Annotated in this window: 22 protein-coding genes; 11 read left to right on the top strand and 11 right to left on the bottom strand. The window is 49.6% G+C overall.

Annotated features, from left to right (window positions below; translation table 11 throughout):
* Nucleotides 1–30: 30 nt before the first annotated feature.
* From T411_RS0111245 to hemC, 4 genes are read right to left on the bottom strand one after another with little or no spacing between them, the layout of a single operon-like run.
* Entirely contained in the window at nucleotides 31–1,227 is a 1,197-nt protein-coding gene (locus T411_RS0111245) for a heme biosynthesis protein HemY (protein WP_000620221.1), read from the bottom strand.
* Entirely contained in the window at nucleotides 1,224–2,423 is a 1,200-nt protein-coding gene (locus T411_RS0111240) for a uroporphyrinogen-III C-methyltransferase (protein WP_000183814.1), read from the bottom strand. The genes T411_RS0111245 and T411_RS0111240 overlap by 4 nt, the downstream gene beginning before the upstream one ends.
* Nucleotides 2,407–3,174, bottom strand: a complete 768-nt coding sequence (locus T411_RS0111235; protein WP_000217494.1) for a uroporphyrinogen-III synthase — start codon at nucleotides 3,172–3,174, stop codon at nucleotides 2,407–2,409. The genes T411_RS0111240 and T411_RS0111235 overlap by 17 nt, the downstream gene beginning before the upstream one ends.
* A gap of 60 nt (nucleotides 3,175–3,234) precedes the next feature.
* Nucleotides 3,235–4,170 carry a hydroxymethylbilane synthase gene (gene hemC, locus T411_RS0111230; protein WP_000141022.1) on the bottom strand — a complete coding sequence of 312 codons (936 nt, stop codon included), beginning with the start codon at nucleotides 4,168–4,170 and terminating at the stop codon, nucleotides 3,235–3,237.
* Nucleotides 4,171–4,526: 356 nt separating this feature from the next.
* Between hemC and T411_RS0111220 the strand changes: the two genes are divergently transcribed.
* On the top strand, nucleotides 4,527–7,058 hold the full coding sequence (locus T411_RS0111220) for a class I adenylate cyclase (protein WP_001149662.1): 2,532 nt from the start codon (nucleotides 4,527–4,529) through the stop codon (nucleotides 7,056–7,058).
* A gap of 105 nt (nucleotides 7,059–7,163) precedes the next feature.
* Here T411_RS0111220 and cyaY read toward each other — a convergent pair whose 3' ends face one another.
* Entirely contained in the window at nucleotides 7,164–7,478 is a 315-nt protein-coding gene (cyaY, locus tag T411_RS0111215; protein ID WP_001005953.1) for an iron donor protein CyaY, read from the bottom strand.
* A gap of 75 nt (nucleotides 7,479–7,553) precedes the next feature.
* On the opposite strand from cyaY, the gene lptM reads away from it, so the two are divergent.
* From lptM to cdpA, 7 genes are all read left to right on the top strand, one after another.
* Nucleotides 7,554–7,670, top strand: coding sequence for an LPS translocon maturation chaperone LptM (gene lptM, locus T411_RS1000000121575; RefSeq protein ID WP_000726424.1), 117 nt, complete (start codon nucleotides 7,554–7,556; stop codon nucleotides 7,668–7,670).
* Between the two features lie 32 nt (nucleotides 7,671–7,702).
* On the top strand, nucleotides 7,703–8,956 hold the full coding sequence (lysA, locus tag T411_RS0111205) for a diaminopimelate decarboxylase (protein WP_000384387.1): 1,254 nt from the start codon (nucleotides 7,703–7,705) through the stop codon (nucleotides 8,954–8,956).
* Nucleotides 8,957–8,967: 11 nt separating this feature from the next.
* Nucleotides 8,968–9,798: a diaminopimelate epimerase gene (gene dapF / locus T411_RS0111200; protein ID WP_000545404.1), complete on the top strand. Its 831-nt coding sequence runs from the start codon at nucleotides 8,968–8,970 to the stop codon at nucleotides 9,796–9,798.
* Between the two features lie 13 nt (nucleotides 9,799–9,811).
* On the top strand, nucleotides 9,812–10,510 hold the full coding sequence (locus tag T411_RS0111195; RefSeq protein WP_000084657.1) for a DUF484 family protein: 699 nt from the start codon (nucleotides 9,812–9,814) through the stop codon (nucleotides 10,508–10,510).
* Entirely contained in the window at nucleotides 10,479–11,414 is a 936-nt protein-coding gene (xerC, locus tag T411_RS0111190) for a tyrosine recombinase XerC (protein ID WP_000786732.1), read from the top strand. The genes T411_RS0111195 and xerC overlap by 32 nt, the downstream gene beginning before the upstream one ends.
* 2 nt (nucleotides 11,415–11,416) lie before the next feature.
* Nucleotides 11,417–12,136: a 5-amino-6-(5-phospho-D-ribitylamino)uracil phosphatase YigB gene (gene yigB / locus T411_RS0111185; protein WP_000899908.1), complete on the top strand. Its 720-nt coding sequence runs from the start codon at nucleotides 11,417–11,419 to the stop codon at nucleotides 12,134–12,136.
* Between the two features lie 109 nt (nucleotides 12,137–12,245).
* Nucleotides 12,246–14,735, top strand: a complete 2,490-nt coding sequence (cdpA, locus tag T411_RS0111180; RefSeq protein WP_000495583.1) for a cyclic di-GMP phosphodiesterase CdpA — start codon at nucleotides 12,246–12,248, stop codon at nucleotides 14,733–14,735.
* Between the two features lie 32 nt (nucleotides 14,736–14,767).
* On the opposite strand, the gene T411_RS0111175 is transcribed toward cdpA, so the two are convergent.
* From T411_RS0111175 to T411_RS0111160, 4 genes are all read right to left on the bottom strand, one after another.
* Entirely contained in the window at nucleotides 14,768–15,364 is a 597-nt protein-coding gene (locus T411_RS0111175; protein ID WP_000990418.1) for a tRNA-uridine aminocarboxypropyltransferase, read from the bottom strand.
* Nucleotides 15,361–16,905, bottom strand: coding sequence for a COG3650 family protein (locus T411_RS0111170; protein ID WP_001884305.1), 1,545 nt, complete (start codon nucleotides 16,903–16,905; stop codon nucleotides 15,361–15,363). The genes T411_RS0111175 and T411_RS0111170 overlap by 4 nt, the downstream gene beginning before the upstream one ends.
* Before the next feature lie 283 nt (nucleotides 16,906–17,188).
* Nucleotides 17,189–18,016, bottom strand: coding sequence for a Cof-type HAD-IIB family hydrolase (locus T411_RS0111165; protein WP_000213463.1), 828 nt, complete (start codon nucleotides 18,014–18,016; stop codon nucleotides 17,189–17,191).
* A 114-nt stretch (nucleotides 18,017–18,130) separates the two neighbouring features.
* Nucleotides 18,131–19,147: an alpha/beta fold hydrolase gene (locus tag T411_RS0111160; protein WP_001067680.1), complete on the bottom strand. Its 1,017-nt coding sequence runs from the start codon at nucleotides 19,145–19,147 to the stop codon at nucleotides 18,131–18,133.
* Between the two features lie 74 nt (nucleotides 19,148–19,221).
* On the opposite strand from T411_RS0111160, the gene rhtB reads away from it, so the two are divergent.
* Together rhtB and T411_RS0111150 are read left to right on the top strand one after the other, a co-directional pair.
* On the top strand, nucleotides 19,222–19,839 hold the full coding sequence (gene rhtB / locus T411_RS0111155; RefSeq protein ID WP_000351233.1) for a homoserine/homoserine lactone efflux protein: 618 nt from the start codon (nucleotides 19,222–19,224) through the stop codon (nucleotides 19,837–19,839).
* A 19-nt stretch (nucleotides 19,840–19,858) separates the two neighbouring features.
* Entirely contained in the window at nucleotides 19,859–21,085 is a 1,227-nt protein-coding gene (locus T411_RS0111150; protein ID WP_000288841.1) for an EAL and HDOD domain-containing protein, read from the top strand.
* Nucleotides 21,086–21,264: 179 nt separating this feature from the next.
* Here the strand turns inward: T411_RS0111150 and T411_RS0111145 are convergent, their stop codons facing one another.
* Both T411_RS0111145 and T411_RS0111140 read right to left on the bottom strand, forming a co-directional pair.
* On the bottom strand, nucleotides 21,265–21,735 hold the full coding sequence (locus T411_RS0111145; RefSeq protein ID WP_000224703.1) for a Dps family protein: 471 nt from the start codon (nucleotides 21,733–21,735) through the stop codon (nucleotides 21,265–21,267).
* A 169-nt stretch (nucleotides 21,736–21,904) separates the two neighbouring features.
* Entirely contained in the window at nucleotides 21,905–22,234 is a 330-nt protein-coding gene (locus T411_RS0111140) for a DUF2500 domain-containing protein (RefSeq protein WP_001117042.1), read from the bottom strand.
* 204 nt (nucleotides 22,235–22,438) lie between these two features.
* Between T411_RS0111140 and T411_RS0111135 the strand changes: the two genes are divergently transcribed.
* Nucleotides 22,439–22,807 (top strand): DUF4145 domain-containing protein, encoded by a 369-nt coding sequence (locus tag T411_RS0111135; RefSeq protein WP_001289435.1) that lies wholly within the window; start codon nucleotides 22,439–22,441, stop codon nucleotides 22,805–22,807.
* Nucleotides 22,808–23,136 lie beyond the last annotated feature (329 nt).

Below are 23,136 nucleotides of genomic sequence, written 5' to 3'. Positions count from 1 at the left end.
TGGCCTTGTTGTTTGTGCTCTGATTTTAATTCAGGATGACTGAGCGGAAGGTGACTCCAGCAAAGAGAGCGCTTTACGAGAAACATCGTGTGCGGCACGCGTGAAATTCTGCTTTTCCAGTGCATCAGCCAAATAGGCATAGTCGGAGACGCTAGAGCGCAGTGACAGCGCTTTTTCGAGATGTTTCTGCGCATCAGCCCAATGTTTCTCACGCAGATACAGTTGACCCAAAGCGCTATGTGCTTCGGCATTATTGCCATCCCGACGCAGCGCTTCTTGCAGCAAGGCAATCAGGGGATGGCGATCGCTGATATTGAGCTCCGGCAGTAGCGCGTACAGCTCAGGAGTCGCTTGTTTCTTCAAGCTCTCTTTGATCATTGAGAAGGCCTCATAGTCAGCTTTGCGTTGAATAAGCTGAGTGATAAAGCACATCAAAAGTTCCGGCTCCGCTTTCAGTTTACGTGACAGCTGAGCCCAATGTTGCATCAAGCCTTCACTGCCTTTTGGGCTGGCAATGTCTTGCAAAATGCCACGCTGAGCGGTGATTTCCAGTTGCTGCGCTTCCTCATTGCTCAGACGTTTCGCTTTGACCAGTTTGGGCAGCAAGGCCAACAGTGGTTGCCACTCGCCAAGGGCTTGATAACACTGCTTGAGCAAGTTGAGCACCACCGTATTGTGCGGGTGATTGCGCTGCAGTTGAGTTAAGGTTTCAAGGGCAGCTTGGTTATCGCCATCACCCAGTTGTTGTTTGGCGCGTGTCAGCTCCACCGCCAAAGTCGAGTTATTTTGCTGAGCGGCCAGCGCTAAGTAACGATCGCGCTTAGCTCGATCGCCCATACCATTGGCGGCTTCTGAAGCGACAAGATAGCAAAGCAGCGGCATATCGTGGTGATTGGCCCAACGAGTCACTTTCTTCTCGGCTTGTGTCCAATCGCCTTCCAGCAGTTTGATGATCCCTTCATTGGTATAACGGCGTGAGCGACGCTGCTTACGCACGCTAAACCAGTTCCAAGTGTGAAAGCTGGTGTAGAGGATTTTTTTCACCAAAAACTCTAGAGCGAACAGGGCAGCCAATGCTCCAATGATAAAAATCACTAAAGTGGTGACACTCATTTCAATGGTGCGATTGGCGATCGAGATCAGCACATAGCCTTGTTGGCCAGCGTATTGCGTTCCCACAAACAGGCCAAGTCCTAAGACAACAAAGAGGAATATGAGACGAATCATTGCTCAGCCCCCGTGGTTAGTGGTGAAACACTGCGGCGCAAGCGTTCGTTGATCACATCGGCGAGCTGTTGCTGAGCCTGTAATTTAACGGGGTATTCCACTTGCACTTGCTGCTCGGCGAGCTGGGCCAACGCTGCGTTAAAGCTTTGTACGGCTTTATCGTCTGGATTGAAGAACGATGTTGACCACTGGGCGGCTGTGTCGAGAGCGATGCGATAGAGTGTTTGTTGTTCCGTGTACACCCCTTTGATCGCCGTTTCTAACTTGGCCTGCAGATTCTCTCGCAAATAAAAATGCTGAGTAGGAGAGAGAAGAGGGATCACATTGCCATCACGTGAGCGGAAAGTGATGAAGTTATCGGCAAACGCTTTGAGCGAATTTTTCAGGTTGGTTTGCCAGTCATCGATGTTTTCTGATACCGCTTGGCTTGTTTGTGGCTGATCGGCAGGCAAGATGGCATTGGCCAGCGGTAAGCTATCGATCTGCTGTTGCAAGCTGATGAGGCGCAGCACTAAGCCATCGCGGTCAATGAGCGGGATATTTTTCAGGGTAGTGATGTCATTGGCCATCGCTTTACGCAGCGCCGTGAGGCTAGGGTCATTAAGCGCAGCGATGCGCTGATCGGCACTTTCCATCAATTGAGTTGCGGTTTCCACATCGTGCTCAAGAAACAGCTTGCGACCCGCGAGCTTGACCAAGTAATCCGCTTCTGCAAGTAGCCAATCATTTGGGCGACGGCCTTTAATATCCGCCACGGCGAGCTGCAAGCTTTCAATACTTTTTTGTTGCTGTTCCAGCACGGTTTCTGCGCGATGAGTAATCTCAGTGGCTTGTGACGTGGCTTTCGATACCGTTTGTTCCAACTGCGCATTGAGCGCATCACGAGTCTGTTTCAGCTCTGCGCGTACGGCTTGCAACTGGTTGTTAAATTCACTTTTTTGCTGCTGATGCACATAGGCAAAACCTGCGCCGAGCGCTAATACCAGCAAAAGCGCCACGCTCGCCAACTTTTTCCCTTGCGAGTTTGGTTGTGGCGGCTTGTCTTGAGCTGGTGTGCTGTCCAAGGTTTTCTTGGCCGCCGGTTGGTTTGGCGCTGGGCTATCTTGTTTGTCGGGCGCGGTCGGGGGAGTCACCGCTGCCGAGCTTGGGTTTACTGTGATTTCAGGTTCTTGTTGCGGTTTATTGTTGTTGGTCATTGCTCAGAGTTCCTGTTGGTTTTTCGGGCATCAATGCCGCGACTAAATCGCGATTAGCAGCACTTAGCGTGACCACGATGCGATGAAATCCTAGTTGGTGGGCGAGAGTGGCAATCCGTTGGCTGGGTACGAGCAAAGTTAACTGCTGCACCCATGGCAAGTGTGATGTCTCGAACTGACGGATAAAAAAAGCCAACTGCTCACTGCTGGTGATCACCAGTGAGTCGACCTTCGCCAACTGCCATTTTTGGACACACTCGGCGGCGGCAAATGGCCGCTCGTGCCGACAATACGCTTCTTGATAGCGCACAGTCGCTCCTCTTTCCACTAAGGTGGAATAAATCAGCTCACGACCACCATTACCACGTAAGATCAATACCTTCTTACCTGCGACATCACGCAGCATACTGAGTGCCAGCAGATGTTCACTATCGCTTATTTCTGGATAGTCTACTGATTGTTGGCAGGCTTTGCTGAAAACATGCGCGGTTTTTTGACCAACGGCAAGGTAAATAGCGTTATTTGGCCAACAAATTCGGCGATGTTGCAGAAATTGGTCACTGAAGATGACGGCATGTTGACTGACGGCAATGATGATATCGAATGAAGATAAATCTTCTGCCAGCGCAGCAAGTTGAGGGCTGGCAGAGATGGCGAGTAGCGGATGGTGCAGGGCGGGGATGCCCTGCTGGTGCAGCAGCTGGCACAGCTCTGCGCCTTGTTCATCAGGACGAGTGACCAGTACTGTCATAACACTCTCAATCAATGCGAGATAAGCAATCAGTCTATGCGTGCGGACATAGGCTTACCATTATTCGTGGTCACAGTAGAGACGCTCCAAGATCTCTTTGGCTCCTTGGCTAAGCAGTTGCTCAGCCAGCGTGATGCCAAGTTGCTCAGCTTGTGTGCGAGGTCCGCGAATTTCGCCGCGCACGATTTGCGAACCATCGGGTTCACCCACAAGAGCGCGTAGCCAAATAGTGTCACCCTCCAGCAGTGCATAGCTACCAATCGGCACCTGACAGCCACCTTGTAACGTGAGATTCATCGCGCGTTCGCAGCGCACTCGATCGGCGGTATCAGCATGGTTAAGAGGTGCGAGTAGGGCGCGCACGCGTTGATCATTCACGCGACATTCAATACCAACGGCACCTTGGCCAACTGCAGGTAGGGACTGTTCCGGTTCAATAAAGCTACGAATACGGCTTTCGAGCTCAAGGCGTTTTAGGCCTGCTGCCGCTAAAATGATGGCATCGTATTCGCCCGCATCAAGCTTACTTAGGCGAGTCCCCACGTTGCCGCGCAGCTCTTTAATCACTAAATCTGGCCGTGCCGCTTTGAGTTGGCATTGACGGCGTAAACTGCAGGTACCGACGATAGCGCCCGAGGGCAGATCTTCAATCTTGGCGTAGGTATTTGAGACAAACGCATCACGCGGATCTTCCCGTTCGCAGATGGTGACTAAGCCCAGACCGTCAGGGAAATCGACCGGAACATCTTTCATTGAATGCACGGCTAAATCGGCGCGCCCTTCGAGCATGGCAATTTCCAGCTCTTTCACGAATAAGCCTTTACCGCCCACTTTAGCCAGTGGAGTATCCAGAATCACATCGCCGCGCGTGACCATAGTCACCAACTCCACCTGCAGTCCGGGGTGGGCTGCCATTAAGGCGTCTTTAACATAGTTGGCTTGCCACAAAGCCAGTGGACTCTGGCGGGTTGCAATGCGAATCGGCGTCTCGGTCATTATGATGTTCCTATCCATCTGTTTTAAAATCGCCTAATCCTATCACTTGGGGCTTAAAATGCTTACAACTAGTTCGAGTCGGAACGATTTTGCGCAGAAGAATGTCGTTTTCCCGCTTGATTGTGTGATTCGACTCGCATTTATTATCTTGGCGATACTTACAAAACGGCAATTTGCAACAACACTGTAATCATTTATGCTGTTTTGTGTTGATAAGTGTTTAGTTTGGTGTGATGTGCTTCCAAGAGCGCTTTACCAAACCGGAAAGAAGTGTTAGATTGATCACGTTTTGTTGGCATGGTCGCGTAAAACATAACCAAAAAGCGGCTTTTATCTGTCATATCAGGGAAGCAAACTTGCAGGCTTATACTCAGACCTTAATCCATAGACTTGATAAGCTAAACCGGCAACGTATTGAGCGTGCGCTGGCTCTTATGGATTTGCAAAGTCAACGTGTTTTCCACCTCATTCCCGCACTATTTCAATTTAATCATCCTCTGATCCCCGGTTATTTTTCTGCTGATACGCCTTTCGGTATCCATCTGTTTGAAGCCAATCCTATCCAGCAGCAATTCATCGATGATGCTCAGTTGACGCTCGGCGAGCCGTTAACGCCAGCTGACAATCCGGCGATTTTAGGCTTGTATACGATGGGCAGTACCTCATCGATCGGTCAAAGCACATCGAGCGATCTGGATATTTGGGTCTGTGTCTCTGCTCAAATGAGTTGTGAGGCGCGCGACAACCTCTCCAGTAAATGTCTGCTCATTACCGATTGGGCGAAAAGTCAGGGTGTTGAAGCCAATTTCTTCATCATGAATGAAGAGCGTTTTCGCCATAACCATTCCGAAGCGTTAAGCGGTGAAAACTGTGGTTCATCACAGCACTTATTATTATTGGATGAGTTTTATCGCTCTGCGGTGCGCTTAGCGGGCAAGCGACTGCTGTGGCAAATCGTGCCACCAGAAATGGAAGAGTGCTACGACGAATATGTTCACGAGCTCTGTTCAAATGGGTATTTGAACTGCAATGAATGGATCGATTTTGGCAAGTTAAACCGCATTCCGGCTGAAGAGTACTTTGGCGCGAACTTGTGGCAACTGTATAAGAGCATTGACTCGCCTTATAAATCGGTACTGAAAGCCATTTTGCTTGAAGCCTATTCGTGGGAGTACCCGCACACTCAACTGTTGAGTATCGACAGCAAACGCCGTTTCTTTGCCGATGAACCGGATCTGTACGGCATGGACTCTTACTATCAGATGTTAGAGAAAGTGACGCGCTATTTGGTGCGAATTGGTGATAGCACGCGCCTTGATTTAGTGCGCCGCTGTTTCTATCTCAAAACCCATGAGAAGTTGTCGCGTGAGCCGGGCGTCGGCTCGATGCCTTGGCGTCGTGAAGCGTTACGGGAACTGACCAGCGAATGGCAATGGAGCGCAGATTTGATTGCCGAGCTCGATAACCGTCGTCACTGGAAAGTCGAGCAAGTGAAGGTCGTGCACCACGCACTGCTTGATGCCTTGATGCTCAGCTATCGTAACCTGATCCAGTTTGCGCGTCGTAATGACATCACCTCGGCCATTAGCCCACAAGATATCTCGATTTTGGCGCGTAAACTGTACGCGGCGTTTGAAGTGCTGCCGGGGAAAGTCACACTGCTCAACCCACAAATTTCCCCAGACCTGCATGAGCCCGATTTAAGTTTTATTGAGGTTTGTGCTGGACGCACCAATAAGCCCGGTTGGTATCTCTACAAGCAGCCGCTGCAGGCGCAGCGCTTGATTGGTCAGCCGTATCTTGAGCACAACGAATACTTGAGTAAATTGGTGGCTTGGGCCTTTTTTAATGGCCTGATCACTGAGTCGACTCGTTTGCATGCGGTGGTGCGTGAAGCGCAGCTGGACATCGACAAGTTCTACCAAATGGTCAGCGATCTGCGTAATACCTTTTCGCTGCGTAAGCGTCGCCCTACTATGCAAGCGCTGGCCAATCCTTGTGAGATTAGCCAGCTTGCCATGTTCATCAATTTTGAACACGACCCAACCAGTGAATTGAGTGGGAAAGCGCTGAAAGTCGACCTGAAAAATATCGATATTTTTAGTTTTGGTGCTGAGCAGAAATGCTTAGTCGGCAGTGTCGATTTGGTGTATCGCAACTCGTGGCAAGAAGTGCGTACCCTGCATTTTGAAGGCCAGACGGCCATGCTTGATGCGTTGAAAACCGTGCTTGGAAAAATGCATCAGGATGCGCTGCCGCCAGAATCGGTGGATGTGTTCTGCTACAGCAAAAACTTGCGCGGCGTGATGCGTAACTTGGTTTATCAACTGTTGGCTGAGTGTATCGATTTGCGCCTCAAGCCGATGGAGCAAGAGAAACGTCGTCGTTTCAAAGCGCTGCGCATGGGCGATCAGATGTATGGTTTGTTCTTTGAACGTCGTGGTGTTTCGGTTCAGAAGTTGGAGAACTCGGTTGATTTCTATCGCAGCATCTCAACCAATAAGCTCAAGGGCTCGCCTTTACTGATGCTCGATCGCGATCAAGATTACCCATTGCCAGCGGTGGTGGATAGTTTTGCCAGTGAAGGTTTGGTGCAGTTCTTCTTTGAAGATACCGAGAAAGGTTTCAACATCTATGTGCTTGATGAGGCCAACCGCGTTGAAGTCTATCACCAGTTTAATGGCGAAAAAGACGAAATGATTGCCAGCGTCAACAGCTTCTACACCTCGATGTTGGATGACAGCAATAAACTCGGCGCGAAAAGCATCAATTTTAACTTGCCGCAGTATTACCAAATCATCCACCCTGAAGAGGGAGAAACGTACGTGGTGCCGTACCGTAACGACAGCGCTGTGTATTCCAAGCCTTCGCAAGTGGTCAATGCCTAACTCGTTGACGTCTCAGGTTTTCTAAATCCTTATCAATAAAAAAGAGCACAATCGTGCTCTTTTTTATTATGCGTCAGTGGCAGCATGCCTAAGCGACTTTCGTGCTTAAACCCAATCAATCGGCTCATCGGCGTGCTTATCACACTCTTGCTTGAGCAGAGTGAGCAGCTCAAGCCCAGTTTTTGAACAGATCCATTCGCCATCAATCGATTTGAAATGGTAGCCACCTGATTTGGAGGCCAGCCAGATTTCACGCATCGGTTCTTGGCGGTTAATGATGATTTGGCTGCCATCATCAAACTCGAGTGTCATCACATTGCCTGACGTTTCGTAGTCGATATCCGCGCCGGCCTCATCAATCGCGGCCTCTATACGCTCTAGCTGGCTATCGACGAGTTGATGAAATTCAGTTTCGTTCATCCTATCTATCCTATTGCTTTTCCTAATCGTGGTGCGATTATAGGGGGCATTGATTCAATAAGCACGATATGCAAAATGAAAAAGAAATTCACTGCACTGTTTTTGTTGTCGGCTCTCGCGTTAGCGGGATGCGGGCAAACTGGGCCACTGTATATGCCTGATGATGCAAAACAAAGTGAGCAAAGTCAGTAAATCACGCTACTAAGAATAAAAGGGAAAGCATTTTGGATTACTTCAATTATCAGGAAGATGGTCAGTTGTGGGCTGAGCAAGTTCCACTCGCCGATTTGGCAAACCAGTACGGTACACCGCTTTATGTTTACTCAAGAGCGACACTTGAGCGCCATTGGCACGCGTTTGATAAATCAGTCGGTGATTATCCTCACCTAATTTGTTATGCGGTGAAAGCCAACTCTAACTTAGGGGTATTGAATACTTTAGCTCGTTTGGGTTCAGGTTTTGATATCGTCTCCGTTGGCGAATTAGAGCGTGTATTGGCCGCCGGTGGTGACCCAAGCAAGGTGGTATTCTCTGGTGTGGGTAAAACCGAAGCTGAGATGAAGCGCGCCCTGCAATTGAAGATCAAATGCTTTAACGTGGAATCGGAGCCTGAGCTGCAGCGCCTGAATAAAGTGGCTGGCGAGCTTGGTGTTAAAGCGCCGATTTCACTGCGCATCAATCCTGATGTGGATGCCAAAACTCACCCTTACATTTCAACGGGTCTACGTGATAACAAATTTGGTATCACCTTTGACCGCGCAGCGCAGGTATATCGCTTAGCGCACAGCTTACCCAACCTCGATGTACATGGTATTGACTGCCATATCGGCTCACAGCTAACCGCTCTCGCACCGTTTATTGATGCGACTGACCGTTTACTGGCACTGATTGATTCGCTGAAAGCGGAAGGCATTCATATCCGCCACTTGGATGTCGGCGGTGGTTTAGGGGTGGTTTATCGTGATGAACTGCCTCCGCAGCCTTCGGAATACGCCAAAGCATTGCTGGACCGCCTAGAGCGCCACCGCGATTTAGAGCTGATTTTTGAACCGGGACGCGCGATTGCGGCTAACGCGGGAGTATTGGTGACTAAGGTGGAGTTTCTCAAACACACTGAGCACAAAAACTTCGCGATCATTGATGCGGCGATGAACGATTTGATCCGCCCGGCGCTATACCAAGCGTGGCAAGACATCATTCCACTGCGTCCGCGCCAAGGCGAAGCCCAAACTTATGATTTGGTTGGCCCGGTGTGTGAAACCAGTGATTTCCTAGGGAAAGATCGCGACTTAGTGTTGCAAGAGGGGGATTTACTGGCGGTGCGCTCTTCTGGTGCGTATGGGTTTACCATGTCGTCGAATTACAATACCCGTCCGCGAGTGGCTGAAGTCATGGTTGATGGCAATAAAACCTATTTGGTGCGTCAGCGTGAAGAGCTTAGCAGCTTGTGGGCGTTAGAATCGGTATTACCGGAGTAAAGTTATCTTCTATGCATTTCCATTTTTCTAAAATGCACGGTTTGGGCAACGACTTTATGGTCGTGGACTGTATTACCCAAAACGTCTTCTTCTCTCCGGAATTGATCCGCCGTCTGGCGGATCGCCATACGGGAGTCGGCTTTGATCAATTGTTGGTGGTTGAAGCGCCTTACGATCCAGAATCGGATTTCCATTACCGCATTTTCAATGCCGATGGCAGCGAAGTGGAGCAGTGTGGCAATGGCGCGCGCTGTTTTGCCCGTTTTGTACGCATGAAAGGGTTAACCAACAAGTACACCATCCATGTCAGTACCAAGAAAGGCAAAATGGTACTCAATGTGGAAGAGGAAGATCTGATCACCGTGAACATGGGTGTGCCGGAGTTTGAGCCGAACAAGATCCCATTTCGCGCCAAACAGAGCGAAAAAACCTACATTCTGCGTGTCGGTGAACACACCTTGTTTTGCGGCGCGGTGAGTATGGGCAACCCGCATGTAGTGACTGTGGTGGACGATATCCGCACTGCTGCGGTAGAAACCTTAGGGCCGCTTTTGGAATCGCACGAGCGTTTCCCTGAGCGCGTCAACGCCGGTTTTATGCAGGTCGTGAGCCGTGATGAGATCAATTTGCGCGTGTATGAACGTGGTGCGGGCGAAACTCAAGCTTGTGGCAGTGGCGCGTGCGCCGCGGTTGCGGTAGGCATTTTGCAAGGTTTACTGGATGAGCAAGTTCGTGTCCATCTTCCCGGTGGTGAGCTGGAAATCCACTGGCAAGGCCCCGGCAAACCGCTGTATATGACAGGCCCGGCTACTCATATCTACGATGGCCAAATCTCTTGCTAATTGAGGTTCAATTTTGTCTCAGGTAACGGCGGATGCTCTGACTGCCCAAGTGGTGGCAGAGTATCTTTATGAACATCCCGATTTTTTTCAGCATCATCCTCATCTGGTCGAACGTTTAGCCTTACCGACCCAAACGGGCGCGGTATCGCTCGCTCATGTGCAGTTAGCGCGTCAGCGCCAGCGGATAGACTCTCTCGAAGAGGAGATCACCGCCTTGATGTCGCTCGCGGCAAATAACGATCGTACTTTCCATGAGTTTATGGATCTGCAAGAGCAGATTCTAAAATGCTCGTCGCTGCAAGCGGTGTTACACGCGATTGAAGCCAAAGCGCGTGAACTCAATCTGCGTGCTTACGTGCGCCTGCTGCAGCGTCATGATGAAAAATACGGTTTAGCCAGTGAGGATTGGCAGCGCTTTGCGACCAATCATTTTAATGGCAAATCGGCTTATTTAGGTCGCTTACGCCAAGCGGATCGGCAACGTCTGCTGGGGGATAGGCCCGCGCCAGAAATGGGTTCGTATGTGGTGTTACCTTTGCAGCGCCAAGCGCCGTTGGGAATTTTGGCCTTCGCCAGTGAAGATGGCGGCCACTTTCAGCCGAGTATGGATACCTTGTTTTTGCGCCATCTGGCGTTAGTCTTAGCTCATCTGATCGAGACATTACCTTGGCAGTCACACGATGAAGAACGACGAACGCACCCCGCTTCCTGATGCGTTGGCTCAACCGCTGGAGCGTTTTTACGCCTACCTGCATACGGAAAAAGGGTTGAGCCTGTATACCCAGCGCAATTATAAGCAGCAGTTGGAAACCATGACCCAGTACTTAGTACAGGTTGGGCTCACCCACTGGACACAGCTTGATTCGGCGTGGGTGCGTCAATTGGTGATGCAGGGGAAAAGGCAGGGGATGAAAGCCAGCAGTATCGCGACGCGTTTGTCTTCATTGCGCAGTTTCCTGGATTTTCTGATTTTACGTGGCGAGCTTCAGGCTAACCCTGCGAAAGGCGTCTCTGCGCCGCGCAAGCAGCGTACTTTACCGAAAAATCTCGATGTTGATGAAATGGCGCAGTTACTGGAAGTGACCGATGATGATCCGCTTTCGATTCGCGATCGGGCGATCATGGAGCTGATGTACGGCGCGGGTTTACGTTTGGCTGAGCTAGTTTCGATTGATATCAAAGACGTTAATCTAAGCGAAGGTGAGATCCGCGTCATCGGTAAAGGCAACAAAGAGCGCAAAGTGTGGTTTGCTGGACAGGCACAAGAGTGGGTCGGTAAATGGCTCAAATTGCGCAGTCAATTGGCGGATAGCGCAGAAACGGCGCTGTTTGTGTCCAAACTCGGTACCCGTATTTCACACCGTAGTGTGCAAAAACGCATGGCCGAATGGGGCCAAAAACAGGCGGTTGCCAGTCATATCAGCCCACATAAATTGCGCCACTCGTTTGCCACCCATATGCTGGAATCGAGCAATAACCTGCGTGCGGTGCAGGAGCTACTTGGGCACGAGAACATCGCGACAACGCAAATCTATACCCACCTCGATTTTCAACATCTGGCTCAGGTGTATGACCAAGCGCATCCTCGGGCGCGCAAAAAGAATAAGGATGACTAACCATGCTGTTTTACCGCCCATTGGCTTCGATTCAAGCACTGACGTTTGATTTGGACGATACCCTTTACGATAACCGTCCGGTCATCAAACAGGTCGAGGAAAAAGTCACTGAGTGGTTGTTAAGTGAGCATCCCATTACGGCGACGCGTCCTTTGGCTTGGTGGCTGGCGATGAAGCGTGATATAGCGCGCCGCTTTCCGGAGCAGTGCCATGATGTGAGCCAATGGCGTTATTTACAGGTGCAGCATGGTTTACTGGAATTAGGCTATGCGCAGCCAGAGGCGGAGCAAGCGGCGAGCGAGACGCTTGAGCAAGTGATGCGCTGGCGTAATCAAGTCGATGTTCCTGCCGAAACGCATCGGGTGTTGGCTCAGTTAGCGGCTAAAGTGCCGCTGATTGCGATCACCAATGGCAATGTCCAGATAGAAAAAATTGGTTTAAGTGGCTATTTCCAAACGGTATTGCGCGCAGGGCCAGACGGCCGTGCCAAACCGTATCCCGATCTCTTTGCACAAGCAGCACAACAGCTTCAGCTTGAGCCCCGTTCAATCTTGCATGTCGGGGATCATTTACAAACCGATGTGCTAGGGGCGCGGCAAAATGGTTTTCAAGCCTGCTGGTTTAACGATCAAGGGCAGAGTATTCGTCGGCTCGCCAAAGCGAGCGTATTACCCGACGTGGAGATCGAGCGTCTCTCGGAATTACTTCTGATAGTTAACTAGGTGCATAACATCGAGTCACAAAAATCACATTGCATGGTTATTGAGTATAGTCTGCGGTAACGATTGCATTGCATAATGCCTAAACATTTCACTGGCTTATCAGCTCTTTATGTTTACGGTCTCGCGTCTCATCCCAGATTTAGCATCGGCCAATCAGGTGCTCGAAACGATGGATCTTCCTCATGGGCAATCCATCTTAGTGCAAATTTTCTCTCCTTTGAGTCGCGAGCATGTCGTGCAGCTTGCGCGGCTCATCCGTAGTCGCCATCCACAAGCTTGCCTGCTTGGATGCAGTACCGAAGAGGTGATTTTCCAAGGGGAAGTGCACCATCAGGTGACGTTGCTGCAAATCACCGTGTTTGAGCAAACTTATCTTAGCCGTGCTGTTGTGGATTACAGTGACGATGAGGCTGCCGACGCGGAGCGTTTAGCTCGCCAGCTCGAGCTCACTAGCATGTCTCGAGCAGTGGTCTGTTTTTCTTGGCAGATGGATACCTTGCAAGTCGCACGATTTGCCTTACGCGACACGCAGGGTGCACCAGTGCCCGTCGCTGGTGGAGCCGCCAAACAAACTCCCAGTGGTCGCTGGGTTTTGCTCGATGAGGCTTGTTATCAAAACGCCAGTGTGGCTATTGCGCTGCATGGCGAAGCGCTTTATGTCGAGACGGGTGGTTACACTGAGTGGCAGCCTGTTGGGCGCACCTATCGGGTCACAGCCGTGGAGGGAGATCGGGTCTTACGTTTGGATGATGAGCCGATAGAGGCGATTTATCAGCACAATTTGGGCGCGCAAGCCGACTTACCCCATGACTGGCTGATCAGTTTTCCACTGATGAAAGGGGAATGCCGCCACCAAGATCTTTATCTGCCGCTCGGGCTGGCGGAGGAAGGCGGACTGAGGTTTAACCGCCCACTGGCGCTGCAAGATGAAGTGCGCTTTTGTTTTGATCACCCGAGTTTAACCCTAGAGCGGGTCTATCTCACCGCGCAGCAACTACAAGCCAAGCAGTGCCAACAAGTGTGGGTGTTTAACTGTGCGCTGCGTTTAAACTTCATGCATGAGAATCACGAGTTACAACCGCTTCAGGCGGTGGCGCCGACCGATGGTTGTTACTGTTGGGGAGAGCTGCTGTATGAGCATGGTCAGCAGCAAGTGATGCATCATAGCATGACGTTTCTTGCCTTGCGTGAAGGGGCGGTGCGTGACGATCTTGTCCCAATCCCCTTGCCGAGTTATCCGGAAGGGATGACGTCCCCTCTGTTTAATTTGATCCGCCATGCGTTTCATGATTTGGATGCCATGACGGACAATTTGGCACAGCAGATCCGCGCTCAAACCTCATTACTGACGGCGAGTTACCGGCGTGACCGACGTACCGGCTTACCCAATCGAGTGGTGTTACGTGAGCGATTGGCGAACTTCGCGGCCAATGAGCACCTAATCGCCCTGAAAGTGACCAACTTCAATCAGATCAATGAGAAGTACGGTTATCCGGTAGGCGATAAGCTGCTTCGTGATTTGAGTGAACAGTTTCAGGTCTTTTTGGATCAGAAATTGGCAGGGCAGAGCGGTTTGTATGCGATTGGGGTCGGTGAGTGGGCAACGGTTTTTCGTGCCAAGCTGGACGGGAAAAGTATTCATAGCCATTTCTATCAGTTTGTGGAGCAGTTGGAGCACGTCAACTTCGAGCCCTACGGTTTACCGAATGTGGATTATCTGTCGATCTCGTTGTGCGCTGGGTTAGTCAGTCAGGGCGATTTTGCAGAGCATTCGCCGGATGAGCTATTGCTGCGTGCTATCGAAGCACGCCGCTACGCGTTTAACAACAACCACCATTTCTGTAATGCAGCGCGTTTAAAAGTGCAAGAAAGTGTTCGTCAGGAGCGGCTGAATTGGCTATCGCGGGTTAGCCGCGCGGTGGTACGTGATGATGTGGTGGTTTATGCGCAGCCGATTTGTCAGGCGCGTAGTCACATTGTGGCTTCCTACGAATGTTTAGTGCGGATTGAAGATGAAGGGGAAATTATCTTGCCTGGGAATTTTCTCCCGATCATCACCGATACTCACCTCTATACTCGTTTGAGCCGGCAGATGATAACGCATACCTTCAATATGATGCGTCATCGCCCGGAGGCGTTTTCGATCAATCTTTCACCGCAAGATTTGATGAGTGAGCGCACCTTGCAGCATTTGGAAGCGGCAATCAAATCGGTGGCCGATCCCGCCCGTGTCGGGCTCGAAGTGTTGGAGAGCGAACAAATCAAAGATTACGGGCGGATGATTGAAGTGTGTAACCATTTCCGCACACTGGGCGCGACCATCATTGTCGATGATTTTGGCAGTGGTTATTCCAATATTGATGAGATAGTGAAGCTTGAGCCGCAGGTGATTAAGCTCGATGGCAGCTTGATCCGCAATATTGATCAGGATGTGAAGCAGCGCCGGATTGCCGAGCAGCTCGTGAAATTGTGTCAGGTACTGAATGCGAAAACCGTGGCGGAGTTTGTCCATAACCAGACGGTTTGTCGCATCAGTGAAGATATGGGTGTGGATTATTTACAAGGCTATTTCTTGGGTCGACCTTCACGCTTGGGTTAACGCAAGATAGACGCGTCATCCCATCTTGATATTTACCGTTCAATCCAACGATGACCGCTTTTGTCGGCTTTAAAAGCGTTCATCGAATAGTGATAAAACTGCTCCAAGGCCTCAGCTGAAGCCTCGGCGTTGAAATGGCGCAGTAGCATTAATCCCACCTCAAGGGTGCAGAGATTGCCCGGCTGTTGATTGCGCCTGAGCCGATACGCCGACACGTGATCGGTGGTAAGGTGAACTCTCGGAACATCGGCTAGCCAAGGGCTTTTACGCTCCATTTTGCGCGCTTCCTGCCAAGTGGCATCGAGCACAATAAAATGCGCGATCTCATCTTCGCGCAGCGAGCGGAGTGCATCGGTTAATTCCACGCTCTCTTCGGATGGGTAAACCAGAAACGAGCGAGCGTTGGGTTGGGTGAGGCGCGCTTGTAACTCAGTATTAGCCGCGACTCGGCTCCATGTATAGGCTTGGCACTCGGCCATGGATTTCACCAGCCAGCGCCCAGTATTGGTTTCGCGCTGCCACTCATTATCGTGAGTGAGCAGCGAGAGTTGAAACGGCGCGTGGAAGCTAGGGACGGCGGAGCAGAGGCATTGAAATTTAAGCCCGCAGTCCGGACACGCCGCATTCATAGTTTAATGCCTGACTGTCTTGGCGAGAGGCCATCGGCAAACAGTACCACTTGGCTGATTTGCTCGGCGTTGGCTTCTGGTGCCACACTTGGGTTCGTCGGGTAGCTGATGCCGTTGTATTGTAAACGGTGTATAGCGGGTTTCGCGCCGCCGCCACTGACACTGAACAGTAAGTCTTGCCAGCCATGATGGGTCTGTTTACCTAAACGGATCGGGTTTTGTACGAGAGTGATGCGGCTATTGAAACGCCACTGCTGATTGTGTTGATCGAAAATCAGCAAAGTACAGCCGCCAGTACCACACCAGTCTAGTTGCACCAGCAGTTCCGGTTGTTCATCACCGTTGAGATCGTACTTCAACCAGCGATATTGCGTATTGTCTGGCGACGTTTGGTGCAAGTTAAAATAGCGGCGAATCGCCTGATCGACATCTTCTTCATAGTCAGCGCGTCCTGCGATTTGCTGAGCGTGAATGGCCGCTTGTCCTACGGCAGGGGGCACAGCGCTTTCATTCAACTCGACCAGAGAGCGAAACAGCACTAAACCTCCATCGGCGATGTTATAAACCGATTGACCAACCTTCTCTTGTGTCGCTGTTAGCTGATAACCCTCACGAGTGAAAATGCGCTCGGAGAGCAAGTACTGCTGCTGGTGGCGAGTCATCACCACTTGGATCTGATTGGGGTTGAGCTGCTGCCAGTAGCCTTGCTCCACGACAGCCGGTTCGCCATTGGCATACTCATAGCGAGTCTGCGCGGTGTGATCTTTTTCCAAGGTTAAGCTGACACTAAAGCCCGTCTGTTCAGTCGAGCTGGCAAAGTAGACGCCGCTCCATTCAAGGGTAGGATCAAGATTAGCTAAGGTCGCACAGCCTTGGTATTGGCCGCCTTTTAGGGTGAGTTTAGAGCGCCATTGGTAAAGGTTATCGCTCATACCATCGCGACATTGCCCTTGTTCTAACAGCAGTTCACCACCATCAAATTGGTAGCGTCGTTTATCTTGGCTCAGTTGACTGCGTGTGATCGAAAATTGTTGCTTGTCACCGCCCATAGGTTGGAATTGTAGCCCGCCATCTACAAAGCGCATTGACCAAAAAGGCTCATTACCAAACGCACGGGTTGGGCTAAGAGGCTGCTCACAGCCGCGGCTTTCATTGCTCAGTTGATTGATGCTCTGCACCTCAATTCGCGCCACATAATCACCGTTAAACCCCGTTTGGCTTGGTGGCGTGAGTGTGCCGACAAGCTCACCATACAGAGGTTGGTAAGGACTACGATTCAGCGCCATCGCTTCATTCAGTTGCTCTGGCGAGAGATTGAGCCAGTATTGCTGATGGCTGCCACAGGGCGTAAAGCGTCGCACCTCATGGCCCACGACCACCTCGCCACGCAGCATAAAGCTCTGTGGTTGAATGGTTTCCGGTTTATCGAGGGTCGCTGGAATAATTGGAGCGGAGTCAGGCTCGACACTGACGGAGGTGGTGTTGGTGCACGCTTGCAACAGCATAGCGAGCGACATGGCGCAGAAGGGCAAGGCTCTCATTGATCAATTCCTTTGGCTCGAGATGGAATAGGGGATGTTTGGTCGCAAAAATTATCGCACAAACTGAAAGACAAGCTAAACCGTCACAGGGTTCAATTGACAGAGTGCAAACAAAGGAACGTATTGTTTGAGAGCGGTTTCGCCATTTTGCGCGGTGAGTGGCTAAGGAACGGTGCAGAAAATAGCCAACGGCAGCGTTAGGCTGCCGTTGAGTGATGCTCAGGTGATGCGCTTTTACGGCTTAACCTGAGCGCAATAGGCACCGAGTGAGACGTGAATCGGGTTAAAACAGATGCTGATGCAGGTAATGCGCCACCGCATCATCGGCGTTACTGCCGATCACTTCATTATCCGGCAGGGCGTTAAACACTTTTTCATGGGCGGTGCCCATAACTAAGCCTTTTCCGGCCATTGAGAGCATTTCGACATCATTCATGCCGTCCCCAAACGCGATACAGTTTTCAAGGCCAAGGTGAAGAGATTCGGCCACAGCTTGCAGCGCATCGCCTTTTGATACGCCCGCACACATGACTTCTAGGCACCAAGGTGTTGAAAAAGCAACGTTGAGTTTATCGCCAAAGCGCTGATTCAGTAAGGTTTCGTACTGCACCAAATGTTCATGATCTTGGTCTTCTTGAGTGAAGAAAATTTTCGCGATGCCATCGGTTGGGGCGTTATTGACATCAAAGACGCGATAGGTAAAACCAGAGTCTTCATGGAAGTCGCGCAGGATCTCATCTTCTTTATTGAGCATCCATTCGTCATTACGGTACAGATGCACGAACAACTGCTTATCGTGTTTAACGACATCGATGATGGCTTGCACCAAATCTTGCGGTACGTTTTTGCTGTACATCAGTTGGTCATTCTGGTCATGCACTCGCGCACCGTTTGAGGTGATCATATACGCAGGAATCCCCGCGATTTCACGAATCCCCGCGACATCAATGTGGTGACGGCCTGTCGCGAAAATAAAGGTAAATCCTTTATCGTGCAGCTGTTTCAAAGTCTGTTTCGAAAATTCGCTCAACTGATGGTTCGGGGCGAGTAAGGTGCCGTCGAGATCCGACGCCACGATTTTATACGGATGTTTGTGTGCTGAAGTGGTCATAAAACTCTCTGTTTCTCGGTTGGCCGGATGAGCCGTCACCCTTAGGTTGCCTAGTGTAGTGGAATTAAATGCGGAAAAAGAGGGTAAACCTCTCTTTGCGCTTTTCCTCAATTTCTATGGTCGATGGTGCTGTCTTTTATGGTCGATAGTACTGTCGGCGAAAAAACGCAAAATATGGTCTAACGTCTGATTTCGGTAGGCATCTTGTTCAAAAAGCAGTTCATGTCTGGCTCCTGCTATGCGGCATAAAGCGGCACGTTTTTGGGTGCGAGACAGCTTTTTGAAGAGCCGGATTTGCGCCCGATTACACACAATCGCTTCTTCGCCAGCTTGTAAGATCAGCATGGGGATTTTGATTTGTCGGGTTAACTGCAAACACTGTTTGGTCGCCATTAAGCTCTGCCAAACCCAGCGGTGACTCGGCCCTCCAATTTGCAGTTCAGGGTGCGCTTCATACAGTTCACGAAACAACTGATAGCGGGTTTCACTGTGGGTGAGCAGGTTGAGATGAAAGGGTTTAGCGTGATAAGGGCCATAACCCGGAGCGTAACTGGGTTTTAGGGTAACGGCAGCCATAATTTGAGTGATGAGCAAAGCCCATGGCCTTAAATACCAAGGCATATTCACGCCAAACATCGGAGCACTCAGGGCCAGTGCGCTAAAGGGGTGCGCTGGAGTGGTCTGGATATAGCGCGTAGCAATCGCGCCACCCATAGAATGGGCTAATAAAAAGCGCTCTTGGTAGTGACCGAGATCGAAATGCTCGACTAAGGCTTTTAAGTCAGTCACGTAATCTTGAAACTCATGTACATGGCCTATTTGTCTATCTTCAGTCAGACGTTCTGACCGTCCTTGACCACGGTGATCATAGGTATAAACATCAAAACCTTGGCGGAATAGGTCATAACACAGCTCTTGATATTTCCACGCAGATTCAATCCTGCCATTCACAATCACTACGGCTTTTTGATGCTCAGGATGCTTGAGACTACACCAATAAATGTGCGTTTTATCAAAACTGCGATAGGTTCCTTCGCTTCGAGTGTGCCACACTTGAGCTATCTCAAAGTTGAGAGCTTGCTCCAAACTCGACTCTTGCGTATAAGGATAAAGATTTTTTTCAGGGTTCATAAGTTGGCAATGGGGTTGTGCGAATCAGTGTTTGACCTCATTGGGCTAGCATAAGTCAGGAATGAGGAATTGCAATGGATATCCATGTTTGGCTTGCCTATCTACTGACCGCGGTGGTGTTTAGTCTGGCGCCCGGTTCAGGCACGGTTAACTCGATCAGCAATGGTTTAAGTTATGGTACACGCCACTCATTAGGGGCGATTATCGGCCTACAAATCGGTCTTGCTTGTCATATAGTGTTGGTCGGCATTGGAATTGGCGCTTTGGTGGCACAATCTGCGTTGGCGTTCACTCTGATCAAATGGATTGGCGCGGCTTATTTAGTATGGCTGGGTATTCAGAAATGGCGAGATAGAGCCCCCCTAACGGCTACCACAACTTCTCATGAACTCTCACAAGCCGCCCTGCTGCGTAAAGCAGTACTGATTAACCTGACCAATCCCAAATCAATCGTTTTCTTAGTGGCATTATTTCCGCAGTTTATTGATCCCACTAGAGATCATTGGCCGCAGTTCTTGGTTCTGGGTATCACAACCGTTACTATTGATGCGATTGTCATGTTCGGATACACGGCACTGGCTGCGCAGCTAGGTCGCTATATTCGTTCACCTAACATAATGACCAGAATGAATAAACTGTTTGGTTCGATGTTTATGGGCTGCGGAATGCTGTTGGCTACCGCCAAAGCGTAAGCAACCCTTTGAGGACACCATGTACACAACTTATGTAGCACGCCAACCGATATTGAATGCAAAGCGACACACGCTAGGTTATGAGCTGCTGTTTCGAGATGGAGAAAAAAACGCGTTTCCTGAGTACATGGATGCCGATCGTGCTACCTACCGTCTGATTGTTGAAAACTTTTTATCCCTTGGTACCAACCCGAGAATTGCCCGCTCGCGCTGTTTTATCAACTTTCCCCATAAAAGCTTAATTCGACGTTTGCCGCTGACTCTGCCGCGTGAGCAGATCGTGGTAGAAATTTTGGAAACGTGCCAACCGACCGATGATCTTTTTGAGGCGGTACAAGAGCTGAGTCAGCGAGGTTATCTGCTCGCGTTAGATGATTTTGTGTATTCACCCGCTTGGGAGCGCTTTTTACCCTACGTACAGATAGTCAAAATCGACATCATGGCAATGGGGCTCGATAAAGCGTGTGAATTTGTGCGTGGTCGACTGGCTCAGGGAAGTCGTCGCCGATTTTTGGCAGAACGAGTCGAAACCGAAGATGAGTTTCATCAAGCGCGTCATGCGGGTTTTACCTTCTTCCAAGGCTATTTTTTCAGTAAGCCAGAAATCATTAAACAGCGCTACGTCAGTCCAGAGCATGTGATTGCCATGCAGCTGTTTCGCGAAGTCTGTCAGCCTGAAGTCGATTATGTGCGAGTAGAGCGCTTGGTCGCGCAGGACATTGCGCTCTCCTACAAGCTGCTGCGTTTCGTAAACACTATGTCGGATCGGATCTCGGTCTCCATCTCCTCATTTCGCCAAGCCTTGGTTTATCTTGGACAGGACAAACTGCGCATTTTCGTCTCTTTGGCGGTCGCGTCTTATATCTCCTCCAAAAAGCCCAAGGAGCTTTACAACTTGTCGTTACAAAGAGCGCAGTTTTGCCAGTTGATGGCGACGCATACACATTTTAAAGCGCATCGTGAACAAGCGTTTCTGATTGGCATGTTTTCTGTGCTGGATGCCTTGCTCGATACCTCAATTGAGCAATTGGTGGAGCAACTGCCGCTGGCCGATGATGTGAAGTTAGCACTGCGAGAGCGTGAAGGGCCACTGGGTACTTTGCTCGATCTTGAGGAATGTTTTGAAAAAGCCGATTGGCAAGGTGTGGAGCAGCACTGCCTAGAACTGGGTTTTGATCTGGAAGATGTCCGTCAGGAATTGATTGAAGCCCAGCGTTGGAGCCAGGACATCAATCGATTAATTTAGTGATAAGTTAATGCACCTTTTCAACTTGACGCGGCAGCGATGTTGGCAGCAACGGCAAGTCATTTGGGGAGAGATGGTCGGCCAGCCCGACTCTGAGGGTGTAGGATGATAAAGGCTGACCGACCAAATAGATTAACCTTCCTGCACCTTAGATTTAGTGAGCGTGTCAGAGCGGTGAGTTATTTCAGCCAAGCGTTAAGCATCCACACCAATTTCTCTTGCTCGCGGATGTAATCACTCATCAGCGCTGACGTCCCTTCATCCCCGGTTTCGCCGGCAAGCTCAAGAATGTCTCGTTGTTGGTGGAGCAGAATGCTAAAACCATCCACCAATCCCTGCATGCTGCTACGGCCATCAATTGAGTCGGTATGCTCTTTGATTTGTGCCGCTTTGAGGTAACCGCTAAAGCTGTGCATGGGTCGAGCGCTCAGCGTTAAAATACGCTCTGCCAGTTCATCGATTTTTAGCTGTAAGTCGGTATAAATCTCTTCAAACTTAGCGTGCAGTTCGAAAAACTCCTTACCTTGAATATTCCAGTGGTAACCGCGAGTATTCATATAGAACACTTGATAGTTGGCCAGCAAGTTGTTGAGCGCATTCGCCAGTTTTTGACTTTGTGTGGTATCAAGACCAATCAAATTCGTTGCCATTTTTACACCTCTCAGTTTTTTATTTCCCCTATCGGGATGAACAAAGAATAGTGTAGTTCAGATATGGAAGAAATTTGGATTATCTGATTTTTCTGATAGGCATAGACTATTAATCCATTATAAAGAGTATGGTTTAATCGTCTTAATGGCTGTTCTCAAGAACCAGATTTTAACGCTTCAAGGCAAAGTGCAAAAAGCGTTGTCCTTGGTAAGTTAGTACGCCTTTGTCTCCTGGATTGAGTGCATGATAGTAATGAATGCCAACCTGAAACTCGCGTTTTGGCCCTAAACGTCCTTTTTGTACGTAAATCCAAAACTCTTGGTCATCTTGGCCGGGAAGAGGGTGAGGAATGTCGATCGCTTGCTTATCCAGTATGGTCACTTCGGCACTACGCTGTGGAGCATTTTCTCCTTGCATGTGGCGGCGGTAGAAGTGGCTAAAAAACCAAACTGCCGCAATAATCAATAACGCTAAACTGATCAATAAAGTGAAGGGCATAACAGCCTCCTATTCTGAATACGCCGCTATTTTAGCGAATGACGTATTTTTCCAAGCAGTTTGTGGTGAGAAAGAGATGTGCGGCAGTAATCAAAGGGATTTTTTCGGCTTATCTCACACTTTATCAGCCATTGAACGGCTAACAATTGGATAATGTGACTCTGGCTGCTAGAAAATAAAGAGAGAAGGCGCAGGAGGGCGGAAATGTCAGAAATTGAGCAAGTTGTTCTACGAACGCGCAAACTCGAAACCTTATTGCGCGAACAATACCATGCAGAAGGCAAGGGATTGCATCAATTGATTACCAGTTGTGAAGAACGTTTACCCCATGACGTGATTAAAAAGCTGCGTTATGTGGCGACGATTCGTAACAAAGTGGTGCATGAAGATGATTATCGCTTAGATGATCGCAAAGCTTTTCTCGCGGTATGCCAAGAGTGCGAAGATGAGCTCACGCCAAGAAGTGGGAAGTTTGTGTGGCGGATTGCTTTTATGCTGATGATGTTGATGACCTTAGGAGCCCTATTTTTCTATTACTGGCATTGGGAAGAGTTATCTCAACATTTTCAGTAATCGAACATTGAACCAATAAAAAAGGACGCGATGCGTCCTTTTTTATTTTAAAAACATTAACTTAGTACATCATGGGCAGTGTCATTAAACCAATGATTACTGCGATCATAACAAGTCCTTGTTTTTGAGATGAAGAAATCATAACACTGCTCCTTTGGTTGATTACTCATTCTGTAAAAAAAGAATAGATCATTTACCCAGCTTGATCAATAGATCGTTGATTAAAGTTTAAAAAACACAGTTCTTTTGCTCGTAGGGGGCTTTTTAACGTAAGAAAAGTCACACTTTTACGCTGTTTTAATCATAAGCTAAATGCTGATTTTTAATTC

It is taken from the genome of Vibrio cholerae ATCC 14035 (assembly GCF_000621645.1).
Classification (GTDB): domain Bacteria; phylum Pseudomonadota; class Gammaproteobacteria; order Enterobacterales; family Vibrionaceae; genus Vibrio; species Vibrio cholerae.
Note: the sequence above shows the minus strand (reverse complement) of the source record. Positions and strands in the feature narration are given on the sequence as shown.